The sequence below is a fragment of the Guptibacillus hwajinpoensis genome (assembly GCF_001039475.1).
GTDB classification, from domain to species: Bacteria; Bacillota; Bacilli; order Bacillales; family Guptibacillaceae; genus Guptibacillus; species Guptibacillus hwajinpoensis.
The window spans coordinates 22,705-39,269 of record NZ_LELK01000004.1 but is presented as its reverse complement, the minus strand read 5'-3'; the positions used below and the strand labels follow the sequence as shown (position 1 = coordinate 39,269).

The 16,565-nt window shown below is 41.5% G+C and carries 17 protein-coding genes and 4 tRNA genes; 1 reads left to right on the top strand and 20 read right to left on the bottom strand.

Translation table 11 applies throughout. The features are described from left to right. Nucleotides 1-527 precede the first annotated feature (527 nt). From AB986_RS10650 to AB986_RS10595, 12 genes are all read right to left on the bottom strand, one after another. On the bottom strand, nt 528-1,232 hold the full coding sequence (locus AB986_RS10650; protein WP_048311145.1) for a M23 family metallopeptidase: 705 nt from the start codon (nt 1,230-1,232) through the stop codon (nt 528-530). Between the two features lie 39 nt (nt 1,233-1,271). Beyond that, nucleotides 1,272-1,925, bottom strand: coding sequence for a hypothetical protein (locus AB986_RS10645; protein WP_048311144.1), 654 nt, complete (start codon nt 1,923-1,925; stop codon nt 1,272-1,274). Nucleotides 1,926-2,153: 228 nt separating this feature from the next. Next, nucleotides 2,154-2,226: transfer RNA gene (locus AB986_RS10640), tRNA-Phe, on the bottom strand. 4 nt (nt 2,227-2,230) lie between these two features. Continuing rightward, nucleotides 2,231-2,306: transfer RNA gene (locus tag AB986_RS10635), tRNA-Asp, on the bottom strand. A 132-nt stretch (nt 2,307-2,438) separates the two neighbouring features. Continuing rightward, nucleotides 2,439-2,515, bottom strand: a tRNA-Met gene (locus AB986_RS10630). Nucleotides 2,516-2,588: 73 nt separating this feature from the next. Continuing rightward, nucleotides 2,589-2,664 (bottom strand) — tRNA-Lys (locus AB986_RS10625). 118 nt (nt 2,665-2,782) lie between these two features. Further along, nucleotides 2,783-3,220, bottom strand: a complete 438-nt coding sequence (locus tag AB986_RS10620) for a PilZ domain-containing protein (protein WP_048311143.1) — start codon at nt 3,218-3,220, stop codon at nt 2,783-2,785. A gap of 125 nt (nt 3,221-3,345) precedes the next feature. Next, nucleotides 3,346-4,632, bottom strand: coding sequence for an adenylosuccinate synthase (locus AB986_RS10615; RefSeq protein ID WP_048311142.1), 1,287 nt, complete (start codon nt 4,630-4,632; stop codon nt 3,346-3,348). A 535-nt stretch (nt 4,633-5,167) separates the two neighbouring features. Beyond that, the gene (gene dnaB, locus AB986_RS10610; RefSeq protein ID WP_048311141.1) at nt 5,168-6,529 is read right to left on the bottom strand and encodes a replicative DNA helicase; all 1,362 of its coding nucleotides are present in this window, start codon (nt 6,527-6,529) and stop codon (nt 5,168-5,170) included. 48 nt (nt 6,530-6,577) lie between these two features. Next, nucleotides 6,578-7,021: a 50S ribosomal protein L9 gene (rplI, locus tag AB986_RS10605; RefSeq protein ID WP_048311140.1), complete on the bottom strand. Its 444-nt coding sequence runs from the start codon at nt 7,019-7,021 to the stop codon at nt 6,578-6,580. Next, on the bottom strand, nt 7,018-8,994 hold the full coding sequence (locus tag AB986_RS10600) for a DHH family phosphoesterase (RefSeq protein WP_048311139.1): 1,977 nt from the start codon (nt 8,992-8,994) through the stop codon (nt 7,018-7,020). Before AB986_RS10600 ends, rplI begins: the two co-directional genes overlap by 4 nt. Nucleotides 8,995-9,009: 15 nt before the next feature. Further along, complete coding sequence (locus tag AB986_RS10595) at nt 9,010-9,936, bottom strand: YybS family protein (RefSeq protein ID WP_048311138.1); 927 nt, start codon at nt 9,934-9,936, stop codon at nt 9,010-9,012. Nucleotides 9,937-10,402: 466 nt separating this feature from the next. Here AB986_RS10595 and AB986_RS22725 point away from each other — a divergent pair, with 466 nt between their 5' ends. Continuing rightward, the gene (locus AB986_RS22725) at nt 10,403-10,582 is read left to right on the top strand and encodes a hypothetical protein (protein WP_048311137.1); all 180 of its coding nucleotides are present in this window, start codon (nt 10,403-10,405) and stop codon (nt 10,580-10,582) included. 570 nt (nt 10,583-11,152) lie between these two features. Here the strand turns inward: AB986_RS22725 and AB986_RS10585 are convergent. The 8 genes from AB986_RS10585 to AB986_RS10550 all read right to left on the bottom strand — a co-directional run bounded on the left by AB986_RS10585 (nt 11,153) and on the right by AB986_RS10550 (nt 16,537). Beyond that, complete coding sequence (locus tag AB986_RS10585) at nt 11,153-11,452, bottom strand: HPr family phosphocarrier protein (RefSeq protein ID WP_048311136.1); 300 nt, start codon at nt 11,450-11,452, stop codon at nt 11,153-11,155. 158 nt (nt 11,453-11,610) lie between these two features. Further along, on the bottom strand, nt 11,611-11,847 hold the full coding sequence (rpsR, locus tag AB986_RS10580; protein WP_048311135.1) for a 30S ribosomal protein S18: 237 nt from the start codon (nt 11,845-11,847) through the stop codon (nt 11,611-11,613). A 63-nt stretch (nt 11,848-11,910) separates the two neighbouring features. Beyond that, nucleotides 11,911-12,423, bottom strand: coding sequence for a single-stranded DNA-binding protein (gene ssb / locus AB986_RS10575; protein WP_048311134.1), 513 nt, complete (start codon nt 12,421-12,423; stop codon nt 11,911-11,913). Between the two features lie 26 nt (nt 12,424-12,449). Further along, nucleotides 12,450-12,746, bottom strand: coding sequence for a 30S ribosomal protein S6 (gene rpsF, locus AB986_RS10570; protein ID WP_048311133.1), 297 nt, complete (start codon nt 12,744-12,746; stop codon nt 12,450-12,452). Between the two features lie 362 nt (nt 12,747-13,108). Then, nucleotides 13,109-14,209 (bottom strand): redox-regulated ATPase YchF, encoded by a 1,101-nt coding sequence (gene ychF, locus AB986_RS10565; RefSeq protein WP_048311131.1) that lies wholly within the window; start codon nt 14,207-14,209, stop codon nt 13,109-13,111. A 196-nt stretch (nt 14,210-14,405) separates the two neighbouring features. Continuing rightward, the gene (locus AB986_RS10560; RefSeq protein WP_048311129.1) at nt 14,406-14,603 is read right to left on the bottom strand and encodes a DUF951 domain-containing protein; all 198 of its coding nucleotides are present in this window, start codon (nt 14,601-14,603) and stop codon (nt 14,406-14,408) included. A 13-nt stretch (nt 14,604-14,616) separates the two neighbouring features. Further along, the gene (locus AB986_RS10555; protein WP_048311128.1) at nt 14,617-15,489 is read right to left on the bottom strand and encodes a mechanosensitive ion channel family protein; all 873 of its coding nucleotides are present in this window, start codon (nt 15,487-15,489) and stop codon (nt 14,617-14,619) included. A 25-nt stretch (nt 15,490-15,514) separates the two neighbouring features. Continuing rightward, entirely contained in the window at nt 15,515-16,537 is a 1,023-nt protein-coding gene (locus AB986_RS10550) for a YkvI family membrane protein (protein ID WP_048311127.1), read from the bottom strand. Between the last annotated feature and the right edge of the window lie 28 nt (nt 16,538-16,565).

Genomic DNA, 16,565 nt, shown 5'->3' with positions numbered 1-16,565 from the left:
ACTTTTTGGGTTGAGATTATTACCAAAAGTGCAGTGGGTGAATTTCCGCTCCAGGTTGCTCGCTTTCCGCGGGGCGGGCGGTGAGCCTCCTCGTCGCTAACGCTCCTGTGGGGTCTCACCTGTCCCGCTAGTCCCGCAGGAGTCGAGCATCCTTCCGCTACAATTAGCGAAGTTTGTCTTTATCCAATACCTCTTTCAAAACCAAAAACCTTTTAGAAAAAGCCTAAAAAATATGTAACTACATTCTCACAAAAAAATAAAAGAAGAGGCCAAAACTAAANATTGAATGTTAAGAGTAAGACCTTAGCGTAGCCAACATACGTAGACTCCTGCGGGAACAGCACGAGTCCGAAGACCCCGCAAGAAAGCGTTTTTTGCTTTCTGAGGAGACTGAGGCCGTGCCCGCGGAAAGCGAAGTATGTTGGCGAAGCGGTTGTTTATCTGTAAATTACGAAAGACCCGATCTGATTCAAATGAATTGTTCGGGTCTTTCTCATGGCTATTTACTTATGTCCCAGCCTCTACGGCTATAGGTATTTCATTGGATTTTGTAGTTTACCGTTTTTATAAACTTCGAAGTGAAGGTGAATACCAGTGGAATTACCCGTTGTACCCATTACTCCGATTTTATCTCCCTTTTGGACAGTGTCTCCAGTCGATACAGACATGGATGCAAGGTGCGAATACGTTGTTGTGAGACCGTTGTTATGGCTGATCGTAATTTGATTACCATAACCGCTTCTCGTACCTGCAGCTGTAACCGTCCCATTGTCCACTGTGCGGATTGTTTTGTTAGACACGCCAGCTATATCAATTCCTTTATGAAAAGACCCCCAGCGTTCCCCCTGCTTGCTTGTAATGGTTCCGCCTACGGCTGGCCACCCAAAAGATCCTGACCCTTTAGACGAAACTTCCTTCGTTCCAACCAATACGACTTCTGTTATAGGCTCGTTTGTTACTTCTTCCTTAATGAGTTCCTTATTAACAACTTTGCCATTTTCACGGTTAATTTGATACGTAACAGACTTCGTTCCAACTTTTCCTTGCTGTTCTACTTTTTTCGTTCCTTCTTCAAGAGAATTGCTTTTCTTGGTTTTCGTTTCATAAGTAAGCTCTTCATCTTCAACTAATTCGATCGTTTCTGCTATCGTTACGAAGCTTTGCTCTTTCAACAAGTGAAGCTTGTCACCGTGTGTAATGTCTTCTTCGTTCGAAAGATCATTACTATCCAAAATATCTTCCTTCTCAATATCGTAGGTAGTAGCGATCTCTTACAAAGAATCTCCAAGTTCTACTTCATGCTCGATTTCTTCTTCGAAGCCATTAACCAGGCGAGATACACCAGTATCCTCAGAAATGACTTCAGAAGGTTCTGTTTCAACCTTCGTAATACTTAAATTTTCTTCGTACTCTAGTGAATCCGCAGGGTGACGCACTTCACCTGTAGCCATAATGTTGTTAGTCGTTCTTTCTATTTCTTTAACTTGTTCTTTAGATAGAAATGGTTTTGCATAACTCCATAAAGCTTCTTTTGCTTGTTGCTCACTTGCAAAGACGCCCACTTTCTTATCGTCAAATGATAGCTCATAACCTTCAGCAACGAACGATAACTCTTCTTCCAAACGATTAAGAGCTTCTTCATGATCATAGGATGATCGAAATTGGGTCGTTGCTACGACTTCTACGTCATTTTCAACAGAGAGTGCGATCCCATTAACATTCTGTTCTTTTTTTAATTTATCTATGTTTTCATTTAGCGTTTCTTCCTGATCAACAATACCAATATCTTCACCATCTATATAAACGTGATAAACTGGCTTCATTAAATTGTGAACTGATGCAGAAGCCGGTTCTATCCATAGAAGCGTGCTAATGCTCGTTACAATTATTGATAGCTGAAAGAAACGACGGACTTTACTTCGCATAGTGCTTCCTCCTGAAATACCTAAAACTAACTTTTTATAAGTCACTTTTCGCACTTTATCACATAAAGGAAGCCGCATGGGTACAAATACTCAACATGTAATCTAAATGTAGTCTTTTTGTCACGATCATGGCAGACCATGGTAAGAAATTGGAATGTTCTTCATTCTGTGGTATTCTGATACAACAAAAAAAGCATATTTCCCGAAGGAAATATGCTTTATCGTAAGTGGCTCCGGACGGAATCGAACCGCCGACACGTGGATTTTCAGTCCACTGCTCTACCGACTGAGCTACAGAGCCAATATGGCGGTCTCGACGGGAATCGAACCCGCGATCTCCTGCGTGACAGGCAGGCATGTTAACCGCTACACCACGAGACCAGTATGTAAGTGTATTTCACTCATTAATGTTAGATAGGAATGATATCTAGCTGTGAGTTTAGGTTGCCCCTAAAGGGACCCCGATTAAAATTTAACGAAGAAGATTATTAGACGTTGTTAAATTTTTTAAATTGGTTGCGGGGGCAGGATTTGAACCTGCGACCTTTGGGTTATGAGCCCAACGAGCTACCGAACTGCTCCACCCCGCGACGGTATGAATAAATTAATGCTGCGCCTGCTTCATTATGCAGTGCACTGTTTCCTCCTACATGAGAAAGAAAATGGTGAGCCATGAAGGACTCGAACCTTCGACCCTCTGATTAAAAGTCAGATGCTCTACCAACTGAGCTAATGGCTCGTCTTAAATGTCTTGTAACGACGACAAGATTTATCTTATCACTGCTTTTCAGAAAAAGCAAGACTTCTTGAAAATAAAATAAAAAAACAGGTGAGAGATAAACGAAGCTGATGTTATTTTACCCCTCTGCCTGTTTTTTTAGCCGTTCTTTCATCATTTCTCGAATTTCTTGCTTGCGTCGATGGCGTTTTATTGCAAAGCGATTCACTTCTTGAAAAATAAGGGAAGATTCTTTATCGGTTTTGAGATAAAATTTCACACCAAAAAAGTGGCTTGCTCTAGTATTAGGATCGTTGGGATCGTTTGGTTTCCCCCAAACCACTTCACCTTTAATATGAAAAGGCTCATCGTTTAGTTTTATCGCAAATTCCATATCTGTATGTATCGGAACTTCCAGGTCAACAGAAAAACCAAGGCCTTCTAGTCCAATATCATGAATATAAATTTTGTGATGGAATTCCAACTCAGCTGATGACGATTTTTCTACGACTCTCATCCTTGCAGCAAGCGGCACATCAAGTTGTTGACGAAAGACCTGTCTTTTATTCCGACTCATACAAACACCTCATCAAAGCATTACAATTCTGATAGTCCAAGTTTACCACAATCTATGCTTTTCTGCAGAATTTTCCAACATCAATTCAATAAAAAAAGCCGGCAGTAATAGCCTGCCGGCATGTATTAGGCAAAAACGCCACGAATCATATTTGTTTGGTTGCGGTCTGGTCCAACCGAGAAGATCGACAATGGAATTCCAGACAGTTGTGATACACGCTCAATGTAATGACGAGCATTCGGAGGAAGATCTCCTAGATTCTTAACGCCAGTAATATCTTCTTCCCAACCTGGCATTTCTTCGTAAACAGGCTCACATTCTGCAAGGACTTTCAGACTTGCTGGAAACTCCTCAATGATTTCACCTTTGTATTTGTAAGCAGTACAAATCTTAAGTGTTTTAATTCCAGTTAGAACATCAACTGAATTAAGAGAAAGGTCAGTAATACCACTCACTCTGCGAGCATGACGGACAACAACACTGTCAAACCAGCCTACACGACGTGGACGTCCGGTGGTTGTACCATATTCATTACCAACTTCACGAATTTTGTCTCCAACTTCATCGTGAAGCTCTGTAGGAAATGGACCATCACCAACACGTGTTGTATATGCCTTAGAAACGCCTACTACGTGATTGATTTTACTTGGACCAACTCCAGATCCAATTGTAACGCCACCTGCGATTGGATTCGACGAAGTAACATATGGATAGGTTCCTTGATCGATATCAAGCATAACACCTTGTGCGCCTTCAAAAAGAACACGGCGTCCTTCATCAATAGCGTCATTTAGGACTACTGAAGTATCTACAACATACTTCGCGATCTGTTGGCCGTACTCGAAGTACTCCTCAAGGATATCTTCTTTCTTAAAACCTTCTACTTCGTACATTTTCTCTAGAAGACGGTTTTTATCAGCAAGGTTACGCTCAAGTTTTTCTTCAAATACTTCACGATCAAGTAAATCACAAATGCGAATACCGACTCTAGCTGCTTTATCCATATAAGCAGGGCCGATTCCTTTTTTCGTTGTACCGATTTTGTTATCGCCTTTGTATTCTTCTTCCACAATGTCTTGTTTTAAGTGATATGGAAGGATAACGTGAGCACGATTGCTAATTCTTAAATTATCTGTGCTGACATTCCGTTCATGTAAATAAGCCAATTCTTCAAGAACTGCTTTTGGATCAACGACCATGCCGTTTCCAATTACACAAATTTTATCATCATAGAAAATTCCAGATGGAATTAAGTGAAGTTTGTATTTAGTGTCATTAAAGACAATTGTATGTCCAGCATTATTCCCACCCTGATAACGAGCAACAACTTCTGCATTTTCAGAAAGGTAATCTGTAATCTTACCTTTACCTTCATCGCCCCACTGTGTACCTACGACAACTACTGATGGCATTTGAGCACCTCCAGATGCTTCCTTCGAATTCATTCGGCGAAGCATGCTTGTTTTTTTAAAAAACCCAGAGTAAGTGTACCAATTCGATCTCCTTAAGTCAACAAACCCGAACAATAATATAGCTAATTATAATTACGTTCGTTATTTTGGGGGTCGTTTTATTAAAATAGTACATGAATAACTTTTAAAAGGCTCTTTTTCATAGACATTGTTTCTATAGCTGGTAATTTCCGCTCTTATAACAACAGTGTCTACGAAAAAGAGATTTCTTAAAAGATTGTCGTTTTTGAAACGATTTCTGGATAAAAGACCACACTTAGCAGAGCGGAAGGANCTCCTGCGGGACTAGCGGGACAGGTGAGACCCCACAGGAGCGTTAGCGACGAGGAGGCTCACCGCCCGCCCCGCGGAAAGCGAGCATCCTGGAGCGGAAATCATTCTCTCTACAGTAAAAGCAACAATGTCTACGAAAAGAGCCTTAAAATGGGCTCTTCTCTCAGTATAGCCAACAAAAAAAGCCTCAAACTGAGGCTTTTTAAGCACCTGGTGGCATATCACTTTCGTCATGACGCCTTTCCAGATTAACAAACTTATTATATTCCTTAACAAAGGCAAGCTCCACTGTTCCTACTGGACCATTTCGCTGCTTCGCAATGATAATTTCAATGATGTTTTTATTCTCAGACTCTTTATCATAATAATCATCTCGGTATAAGAATGCTACGATATCAGCATCCTGCTCGATACTCCCAGACTCACGTATGTCGGACATCATTGGTCGTTTATCCTGTCTTGACTCAACGCCACGTGAGAGCTGTGAAAGAGAAATTAGAGGTACTTCAAGCTCACGTGCTATCCCTTTTAAAGATCTCGATATTTCGGAAACTTCCTGCTGTCTGTTCTCGCCAGATCCATTTCCTCGTATAAGCTGCATATAGTCAATCAAGATCATGCCAAGACCTTTTTCCTGCTTCAACCGCCTACATTTAGCGCGTATGTCGCCCACTCGAATACCTGGGGTATCATCAATATAAATACCCGCATTCGAGAGACTTCCCATAGCCATCGTAAGCTTCTGCCAGTCATCTCCTGTCAATCCACCTGTACGTAGGCGCTGAGCATCAATATTTCCTTCGGCACAAAGCATACGCATGACAAGCTGTTCAGCACCCATCTCAAGGCTAAAAATTGCAACATTTTCATCCGTCTTCGTAGCGACGTTTTGAGCAATGTTAAGAGCAAATGCCGTCTTACCTACAGATGGTCGTGCCGCAACGATGATCAAGTCGTTGCGCTGAAAGCCTGCTGTCATACGATCAAGTTCAGAGAATCCTGTAGGGATGCCTGTAATATCTTCCGTACTGTTCTGAAGCAATTCAATATTATCATAAGCCGTTACAAGAACATCTTTAATGGAGATAAATGCTCCTGTGTTCTTACGCTGAGAGACCTCCATAATGGATTTCTCGGCTTCTGAAAGAAGATTCTCTATCTCATTTTCTTTTGCATATCCGTCAGAAGCAATATCAGTTGCTGCACGTATCAAACGTCTTAATATTGATTTCTCTTCAACAATTTTTGAATAATACTCAACATTGGCAGCTGTTGGTACTGAATTAGCTAAATCACTTAGATAAGACACACCGCCAATTTCCTCAAGAAGTTTGCGATCCTGAAGCTCTGAAGTCACAGTGACCAGATCAACAGGCTCGCCTTTCTCAGAGAGTTCAATCATCACTGAGAAGATCTTCTGATGGGCCGCTCGGTAAAAGTCTTCTGGCTGAAGAACTTCAGTTGCTGTCGTAAGGGCGTCTATTTCTAAGAAAACCGCACCAATTACTGCCTGTTCAGCTTCAATATTCTGAGGTGGCGTGCGGTCAGCAAATAAATCACTCATGTTGTTTTCCCCCTGAGCATATCGCTATTTTCCACCCGTGATTACCTACTATTGCTCAACCACATGTACTTTAACTGTTGCTGTTACATCATGGTGCAATTTAATCGGTACATCTGTGTAACCAAGGGAACGGATTGGTTCATCAAGTTCAATTTTACGCTTATCCACTTTGATGTCCTGCTTCTTTAGCTCTTCTGCAATGTTCTTGCTTGTAATAGAGCCAAAAAGACGACCACCTTCACCAGACTTCGTTTGAAGTTCAACTTCAAGACTTTCAATTGTTTCTTTAAGCGCCTTTGCTTCATCGAGCTCTTGTTGAGCTTTTTTGTCATCGCTCTTCTGCTTCGCTTGCAAGGTCTTCATATTTGCATTATTTGCTTCAACAGCAAGATTATTCTTTAGTAGGTGATTTCGTGCATAGCCATCCGCTACATTCTTCACTTCACCTTTTTTACCTTTACCTTTAACGTCTTCTAAGAAAATTACTTTCATGATTCTTCTTCTCCCCCTTCTAAATAATCATCAATCGTTTCTTTAAGTAAACTCTCAGCTTCTTCAATGGAACCTGAATCAATTTGAGTTGCAGCATTTGTTAAATGCCCACCACCATCAAGTCCTTCCATGATGATCTGAACGTTTACTTCACCAAGCGATCTTGCACTAATGCTTATTTTACCATCAGTTCGCTTAGAAATAACAAATGATGCAATAACGCCGCTCATTGATAACAATGTGTCTGCAGCTTGTGCAATTAAAACCTGATCGTAGGTTTGGTCTTTTTCCCCTAGCGCAATTGCAATTCCGTTGCGATAGATGTGGGCTTTTTCAATTATTCTTGCTCGACGTATATACTGATCAATGTCCTCACGTAAGAATTCCTGTACAAGAACGGTATCCGCTCCATGTGCCCTTAAATAAGAAGCAGCGTCAAACGTCCTCGAGCCTGTCCTAAGCGTGAAGCTTTTCGTATCAACAATAATACCAGCCAGTAGAGCTGTCGCTTCCATAATGTCCATCTTAAGGCGTTTTGGTTGATATTCAAACAGTTCCGTAACAAGTTCTGCCGTAGAAGATGCATAAGGTTCCATATATACAAGAACTGGATCCTTAATGAATTCTTCTCCTCGTCGATGGTGATCAATAACGACAACATGATCGAGCTTTTGTAAAAGTCGCTCCTCCATAACAAGTGAAGGCTTATGCGTATCAACAACCACGAGAAGAGTATTAGGTGTACAACTTTCAATTGCATCCTCTGGATCGATAAAGCGAGCCCATAGCTGCTCGTTCCCTTCAATCTCCTCCATTAATCGTGATACACCACTGGTTTTTTGATTCTGATCGTAAACAATCGAACCTTCCTTACCATTTGCCTGCGCAACTTTTAAGATACCAATTGAAGCACCAATAGAATCCATATCCGGGTTCTTGTGTCCCATAATAATAACCTGGTCACTATCAAGGACAAGCTCCCTTAACGCATGGGAAATCACTCGTGCTCTAACTCTAGTACGCTTCTCAATCGGATTCGTTTTCCCACCATAGAACTTTACCTTACCGGTTGTTGGCTTGATTGCAACTTGGTCGCCACCACGTCCAAGCGCTAAATCTAGACTAGACTGAGCAAGCTGTCCAAGTTCAGTAAGCGTACTATGACCACTACCAATTCCTATACTGAGGGTAATTGAGATGTTTTCTTTAGAAGTAGCCTCACGGACTTCATCAAGAATTGAGAATTTATTTTTCTCTAGCTCGTGAAGAATTTTTTGATTCAGAACAGCGAAGAACTTCTCTGAAGAACTACGTTTCAGGAAAACCCCCTGCTCATCAGCCCAATTATTTAAGATAGACGTTACTGAGCTGTTAAGATTACTTCGCACTTGGTCGCCAAGTCCTTGAGTCACCTCTTCATAATTATCAAGGTAAATAATACCAACAACGGTTTTTTCCTCATTGTAAAGACGTTGAATCTCTACTTTTTCACTAACATCAAAGAAATATAGAAGTCGCTCTTCCTGTTTAAAATACGTTTTGTACTTACGATCGTTAATCGTTAGTATTTCTTCTTTTGCTTCGGATTTAACAAACGGGATAATTTTCTCAGAAATATCATTCAAAGAATGCCCAATTAACTGCTCTTTCTCAATCATGGTTGGTAAAAAGGGGTTAGTCCATTCAATGTGATATTCCTCATCGTACAGCAAGATTCCAATCGGCATTTCCATAAGAGCTTCGTCCCCTACTTTTTTAACACGATGGGAAAGGGTGGAGACGTAATCTCGAAGGGCATCCTGAAAGGTAGACTCAGCGCGAACGGCTGTATAAACAAGAAGCGTCATGACTAGTACGCTCCCGATACCAAGTATCCAATTGTAATAGGTGATGATGCCGATAAACAGGATGGAAATGACGAACAAGGCTACCACATGATAACCATGCCACCGTTTCGTTAAAAACTTTGGCATATTTTCAGCTCCTACCTATGATTTCATTCTTCTACGCAATTCAAAACCGAGATCAATAATCCCAATGATAACAACAAATGTTGTTAATGCGAAACCAAGAAGAGTTAATAGAATTGGCACAACAATTGGCCAACCTTTTTGATGACTAAAAAAGTAAATGACAGCAAGGCCCTGAACGAAAATCAGAGCATTTAAAACAGAATAAACATTAATGGCTGCTACAAAAGCAGTAGATCCTTCTTCTAATCCAACCATCATTAAAATGGTAACAACTAAATAATACCATAAAAAACTCTTCGGAAATGCCCATTCTCGGATTGGTTTAAATACCGGTGGCTTGAAGCCCCCTACCCTTTTCAATACCGGAACAGAAATGAGTTGAGAAATAAGGGCGATTACAACGCCAAGCATAAAAAGAGCGGTGGGAATAAGATAGCGAATCATTTCAACCTGCTGCATTAATTGGTCAAACTGGTCACTATCTTGACCAAGTATATTAGAAAAAGTTTCAGCCTGACGAATTGATTGATTAAACATTTCTATAGCAAGGTCAGCAGGATTCTGTCCAATCAGTAAAATACTTGAGATGAAAACAAGAACAAGACTAATCACATAAGCTACGCTACTACCAATCAAAACAGCTAGTGCTGATTTATGACGATAATAAAGATACCCCGCTGTTAAACCTCCAATTCCAAACATAAGGGAAGCAATAAGAGAGGGAATACCTGCAATCAAAAACCCAAGAACAATCGTAACGCCCCACATCACAAACGAACTACTAGGACCGTTCCTTACCATCATCAAAATAAACGGCACAGGCAACGTCCACAAAGTCAGTGAACCAAGTAGCGGAACATAAGTCGTAATAAGAAATAAAACACCAAACACAGCTGCAAGCGCTGCACCTTCAACTAACTGCCTAACAGTATGATTCTTCAATAGTCTACTCCTTTTCGTAAAGCGGAGCGGGCCCGCCTAAATCCGCAGGATGTTGGAGCCCATGAGAGTGAGACGCTCTTTGTCTCATTCGATTGGGCGAAACAGCCTGCGGATTTGGCCCGCGCAGCTGGATCATGTAAAGCGGAAGTGGCCGGTTAGGCTCGACAAGCACTGGAACCATTACCATTGAACACGCTTTTTGTGTTCAATGGTAATGGTGAAGTGATCGAGAGCCTGGCCACTGCAGCTGGATCTAATGTAAAGCGGAGCGGGCCCGCCTAAATCCGCAGGATGTTGGAGCCCATGAGAGTGAGACGCTCTTTGTCTCATTCGATTGGGCGAAACAGCCGGAGGATTTGGCCCGCGCAGCTGGATCTAATGTAAAGCGGAAGTGGCCGGTTAGACCCGTCAGGCACTGGAGCCTTACAACTTGAACACGTTCTTTGTGTTCGAGTTGTAAGGTGAAGTGACAGAGGGGCTGGCCACTGCAGCTGGATCTAATGTAAAGCGGGAGCGGGCCCGCCTAAATCCGCAGGATGTTGGAGCCCATGAGAGTGAGACGCTTTTTGTCTCATTCGATTGGGCGAAACAGCCGGAGGATTTGGCCCGCGCAGCTGGATCATGTAAAGCGGAAGTGGCCGCTTAGACCCGTCAGGCACTGGAGCCATTCAACTTGAACACGTTCTGTGTGTTCAAATTGAATGGTGAAGTGACAGAGGGTCTGGCCACTGCAGCTGGATCATGTAAAGCGGGAGCGGGCCCGCCTAAATCCGCAGGATGTTGGAGCCCATGAGAGTGGGACGCTTTTTGTCTCATTCGATTGGGCGAAACAGCCTGCGGATTTGGCCCGCGCAGCTGGATCTAATGTAAAGCGGAAGTGGCCGTCTAGGTCCGACAAGCGATGGAGCATTTCATTTGAACACGCTTTTTGTGTTCATTGGTAATGGTGAAGTGATCGAGAGCCTGGCCACTGTAGCTAGATCTCGTAAAGCGGAAGCAGCCGCCTACTCCCACCAAGCAATGGAACCATTATCTATAAATCCTCCATTGATCATCAATAAATTCCCTACTTAATAGATCAATATTTTATGAAATTAAAAACGGGTCGAAATCCCCTTACTACATTGTAAGAATTTCTGCCCGTTTCAGCAAATTTTTCATTTATTTGAATAGTGTGCATTAAAAATAGGCTGCTTAGGAAACAGCCTTATACTTTCTACATTAAAGATAAAGTTGTTTCAGAAACGCTATCCATTTCTTTATTAAGCCAATCCACTAAATGCGTAGATGCCTTATCCGCGTCCTCACCATCTGTAATCATAAGAATCGAATCATTTTCTTTAACTGAAAGATTAAATGTAATAACGCTAGTTAAGTTCTTACCATTGATACTATGACCGTTTCGGTAGAGGGCTACGTTACTCTTGAATGACTTAGCTTCTTTCACAAAAGAAATGAGAGAATTCATATTAAGCTTAGCTGTTAGCTTAATTGAATTGGTTTCAATATTGTTCATTATCCTAGCATCCTCCTTACAGATTCTCTGTAAGGATACATATACCCGACCTACAAGAGGTCGTAAACCACATATTCTGAAGTTACTAGGAACATGAGTCAATAGGTCAAACAAGTATACAAAAAAGCAGCAGGACAAATCCCGCTGCTTTTTAAAGCTTACTCACCAAGTACGTATGGTAATAAAGCCATTTGACGAGCACGTTTAACCGCACGAGTCAATTGACGTTGATATTTAGCGCTAGTACCTGTTACACGACGTGGAAGAATTTTTCCACGCTCAGATACGAAACGCTTAAGAAGATCTGTATCTTTATAGTCGATGTAAGTGATTTTGTTTACTGTGAAGAAACAAACCTTTTTACGACGACCTCTGCGTCCACCTGGTCTTGCCATGGGTAGTTACCTCCTTTGCATTTAAAATTCGTTCTCTGTTTTCACCGCTCGAAACAGAGAGTATTAGAACGGCAAGTCATCATCTGAAATATCGATCGGCTTGCCATCGCTCGCAAACGGGTCATCTCCAAAATTGGAGTGATCACGGTTGTTATCACGATTTTGGTTCTGATTCCCGTAACCGCCGGTTTCTCTGTTTTGGTTGCCGCCACCGTAGTTGCTACTGTTGCTGCTTCCGCCACCGCCTTGGTTTGCACCTTTAGGCTCGAGAAATTGGACGCTTTCAGCCATCACTTCTGTCACAAACACACGCTGTCCCTGGCTATTATCATAAGAGCGAGTCTGAACTCGTCCATCTACACCAGCAAGGCTGCCTTTTTTCAAGAAATTGGCTGCATTTTCTGCCTGTCTGCGCCATACAACAATGTTGATAAAATCAGCTTCGCGGTCTCCCTGCTGATTCGTAAACGGGCGATTCACAGCAAGTGTGAAGTTCGCAACCGCTACGCCACTAGGGGTATAACGCAATTCAGGGTCTTTTGTTAAACGTCCAACTAATACGACGCGATTCAGCATCAGAACCCCTCCTATTTATAGAACAATTACTTTTTAGCTTCTTCTAGGTTGATCGTCATGAAACGAAGAACATCGTCGTTGATTTTCATCAAACGGCTGAATTCATCAATCGCTTCAGTATTACTGTTAATGTTAAGAAGCATGTAGATCCCGCTGTTGAAATTCTCGATTTCATAAGCAAGACGCTTCTTACCCATTTCTTTAGTTTCATTAATTTCCGCACCATTGTCAGTAAGGATTCCGTTGAAACGCTCGACAAGAGCCTTCTGTGCATCCTCTTCAATGTTTGGACGGATAATGTACATAATTTCGTAGTTACGCATTCCGTTCACCTCCTTTTGGTCTAACGGCTCTTAATGGTAATTAAGAGCAAGGAGTAAGTATACAAAGATAATTACTCACAGCTTTAGATTATACCAAATCAATTCTTTATTAGCAAGTCCACGTTTCATTTGGAATTTTTTCTTAGAAAACAATACTGTAGGCTGATTTCCGCTCCAGGATGCTCGCTTTCCGCGGGGCGGGCGCTGAGCCTCCTCGGCGCAAAAGAACATTGCGCCTGTGGGGTCTCACCTGTCCCGCTAGTCCCGCAGGAGTCGAGCATCCTTCCGCTCCAATCAGCTAAATGTGGGCTTTTTTAAGAAAATTAGTTCAAAAACAAAAATCTATTACAAAAAAATCTATCTTATACGTTAAAACGGAAATGGATAACGTCTCCGTCTTTTACGATGTACTCTTTTCCTTCAAGTCGAACTTTTCCTTTTTCCTTCGCGATAGCCATTGTTCCAGCTTCAACTAGGTCATCATAAGCTACGATTTCTGCACGGATAAATCCGCGCTCAAAGTCAGTGTGGATGATTCCAGCAGCTTGAGGTGCTTTCATACCAAGACGGAAAGTCCATGCGCGAACTTCTTGCTCACCAGCAGTGAAATAAGTAGCTAGACCTAGAAGATCGTAAGAAGCGCGAATTAATTTGTTTAATCCAGGTTCAGAAATGCCGATATCTTCAAGAAATGCATCTTTCTCTTCGCCATCAAGCTCTGCAAGTTCAGACTCAATCTTTGCACAAACAACAATAACTTCTGCGCCTTCTTTCGCAGCATACTCACGAACTTTAGCAACATATTCATTGTCAGTCGGATCAAGAAGATCGTCTTCATCAACGTTTGCAACATAAAGAACAGGCTTTTTCGTTAACAAATGAAAGCCGTAAACAATTTTCTCTTCTTCTTCAGTTAGTTCCACACTTCTAGCTGGCTGTTCTTCTTCGAACGCTTCCTTAAGCTTAGTAAGTACGTTGAACTCAGCAAGCGCTTCTTTATCTTTCTGCTTCGCCATTTTTTGAACGCGAGCAATACGCTTCTCTACTGATTCAAGATCTGCAAGAACAAGCTCAAGATTAATCGTTTCAATATCAGAAATTGGATCTACTTTACCAGAAACGTGTGTAATATTCTCATCGTCAAAACAGCGAACAACTTGAGAAATCGCGTCTACTTGACGAATATGAGAAAGGAATTTGTTACCAAGTCCCTCGCCTTTACTAGCTCCTTTTACGATTCCAGCAATATCAGTAAATTCAAATGCAGTTGGAATAGTTTTCTTTGGCTTTACAAGCTCAGTTAATTTCTGAAGACGCTCATCTGGAACTTCAACAATTCCTACGTTTGGGTCAATCGTACAGAATGGATAGTTAGCTGATTCAGCTCCAGCTTGTGTAATTGCGTTAAATAAAGTTGACTTCCCAACATTAGGAAGTCCTACAATACCGGTGGTTAATGCCATCTCGGTCACTCCTTCAATGTATCTGCCTCAAAAGGCGTTATTTTTATAAAAGATGGCTTAAATGAGCCATTTATAGACTGTTTAATTTATCATGTTCAACAAAGGACATACCTTTTCCAATTATAGAGATGCAAGCGTAAAAAAACAAGCGTCTACCTTTTGTTCCCAATGAAAAAGACCGCCCCTTAGTGGACGGTCACGATTCAGCGTGTTCAAGAACCTTCTTCAGTTTCCGAGAAAATTCTTTACGAGGAAGCATGACACTATGTTCACACCCCAGGCACTTAATACGAATATCTGCACCCATTCGAATGACTTTCCAACGATTCTCTCCACACGGATGAGCCTTTTTCATTTCCACCACGTCTTTTAAACCAAATTCTTTATCAGACATAAGGATCCCCCCTTTATGCTTTTTCTTTCACTTCACCCTGCTCGTCACGCTGGTACATGACAACACGCGGGAATGGAATTTCAATACCACTTTCATCAAGTCGTTGTTTCACTGCTTTACGAATTTCTCGTCCAATTACCCAATGCTCCATTGGTTGTACTTCAGAAATGATACGAAGAACGACTTCTGATGCGCCAAGATCCTGTACACCTAGATACTCTGGCTTCACAATCATCGCATCGAACTTCTCATACAACTCGTCCATTAAATCAATAATCACTGCTTCAGCTTCGTGAATTTGCTCTTCATAGGCAATACTTACATCTACAACAGCAATACTATTATGGATCGAGTAGTTCGTCACTTGATTTATATTACCATTCGGCAGAATATGCAGTTCTCCTGTCCAACTCTTAATCTTCGTCACACGTAATCCGATCTCTTCTACGAAGCCTTCAACACCTGAAATACGAACATAATCGCCTACAGAGAATTGTTTTTCAAAAATGATAAAGAACCCTGTAATGATATCCCGAACAAGGTTCTGTGCCCCGAAACCAACAGCTAGACCAACGACACCAGCTCCGGCGATCAAAGTCGTAACATCGACTTCAAACTCACTTAAAATCATGACTAGGGAAATGAAGTAAACAACGTATGTTAGGATATTTTCGATTAATCGAATGAGTGTGGCTTCTCTTCGTTCCGATAAGCGAAGCGGGCTCCTTAAACGAATAGCGAAGACTTTACCCAGTGTAGATTTTGCAATTCGAAGAAAAAGCCACGTCCCGACTAGAATTGCAATAATCTTAATTGTTCTGAGCAACAAATCTGCCCATAGTTCTCGATTGGATAAATAGTCGTATATAGGTTCAAACCAATCCACCCATTATCCCTCCCAGTTTCTAGTGCTATGATAACAAATCATACCTTTTTAGAACTGGGAAAATCAAGATCGATGCTAAAATATAAAGGTTAAGTACACCATACAGAGGGTATAAAAAACCAACTAACGCAGAGAAGCCGAATGTCGTAAAAGGAAGCATGATCGTTACTATTATGACGGCCACCATCCATAAAGGAAGACCGAGCAGATCACGAAAGCGAGAAGTAAGACCAAATACGCCACTTACAGCAGTTGTATAGATCGCTGACCATAATAGCACTGACATAATTAGAATCATGTAATAAGGATAGTTTTTTAAGATTGCAAACAGTGGAATTTCATAAACAAGTAAATCATGTGCAACTTGAATTAATGATTGATTATAGAGAAACGAAACTCCCCCCAATATCAAACCACTACCGAGACTTGCAATCCATATCTCACCTTTTCGCTTAATTTGATGACCTACTGCTGAAAGCACTGCTACGAGAGGCAGAATATTAAGAGCTGTAAAGGTAAAAGCGGATGGCCAGTTAGACTGCTTTGTCCATTCGAATAGCAAAGCTGTTGGACTGGAAAGAATAAATAGAGAAAGCACTGCAAGTAACAGTAGAATAAGAAGAGGAAGAATAATCACATTCATAGATAACATCCCATTTATATCCCAGAAGAAAAGGATAACAACAAGGATAGCGAGAATTCCAATACCCAACCAGTATGGCAGATGAACCACTTCCATTGTTGCCCCGCCGCCTGCAAACATCACAATTGTTGTTGTAAATAAATAGAGAATAATAAGTAAATCATAGATACCTGTCAGCTTTTTTCCTACTAATCGTTCAAGTATTGGAAGGTAATGTGTGGATTTTGTTTCATAACTTATTTTCATAATGACATAGCAACAGATGCTAAACATGACGGTAAATAGCATGATAGCAAGTACGCTTTCGTGACCAAAAAATTGCCAGAGTTCCCTTCCAGAAGCATATCCAGCACCGATCATTGTTCCCAATATGAGAAACAGCCATTTCAATCCACCGCTCCACATGGCATTCCCTCCTTCACCAACTCATTTA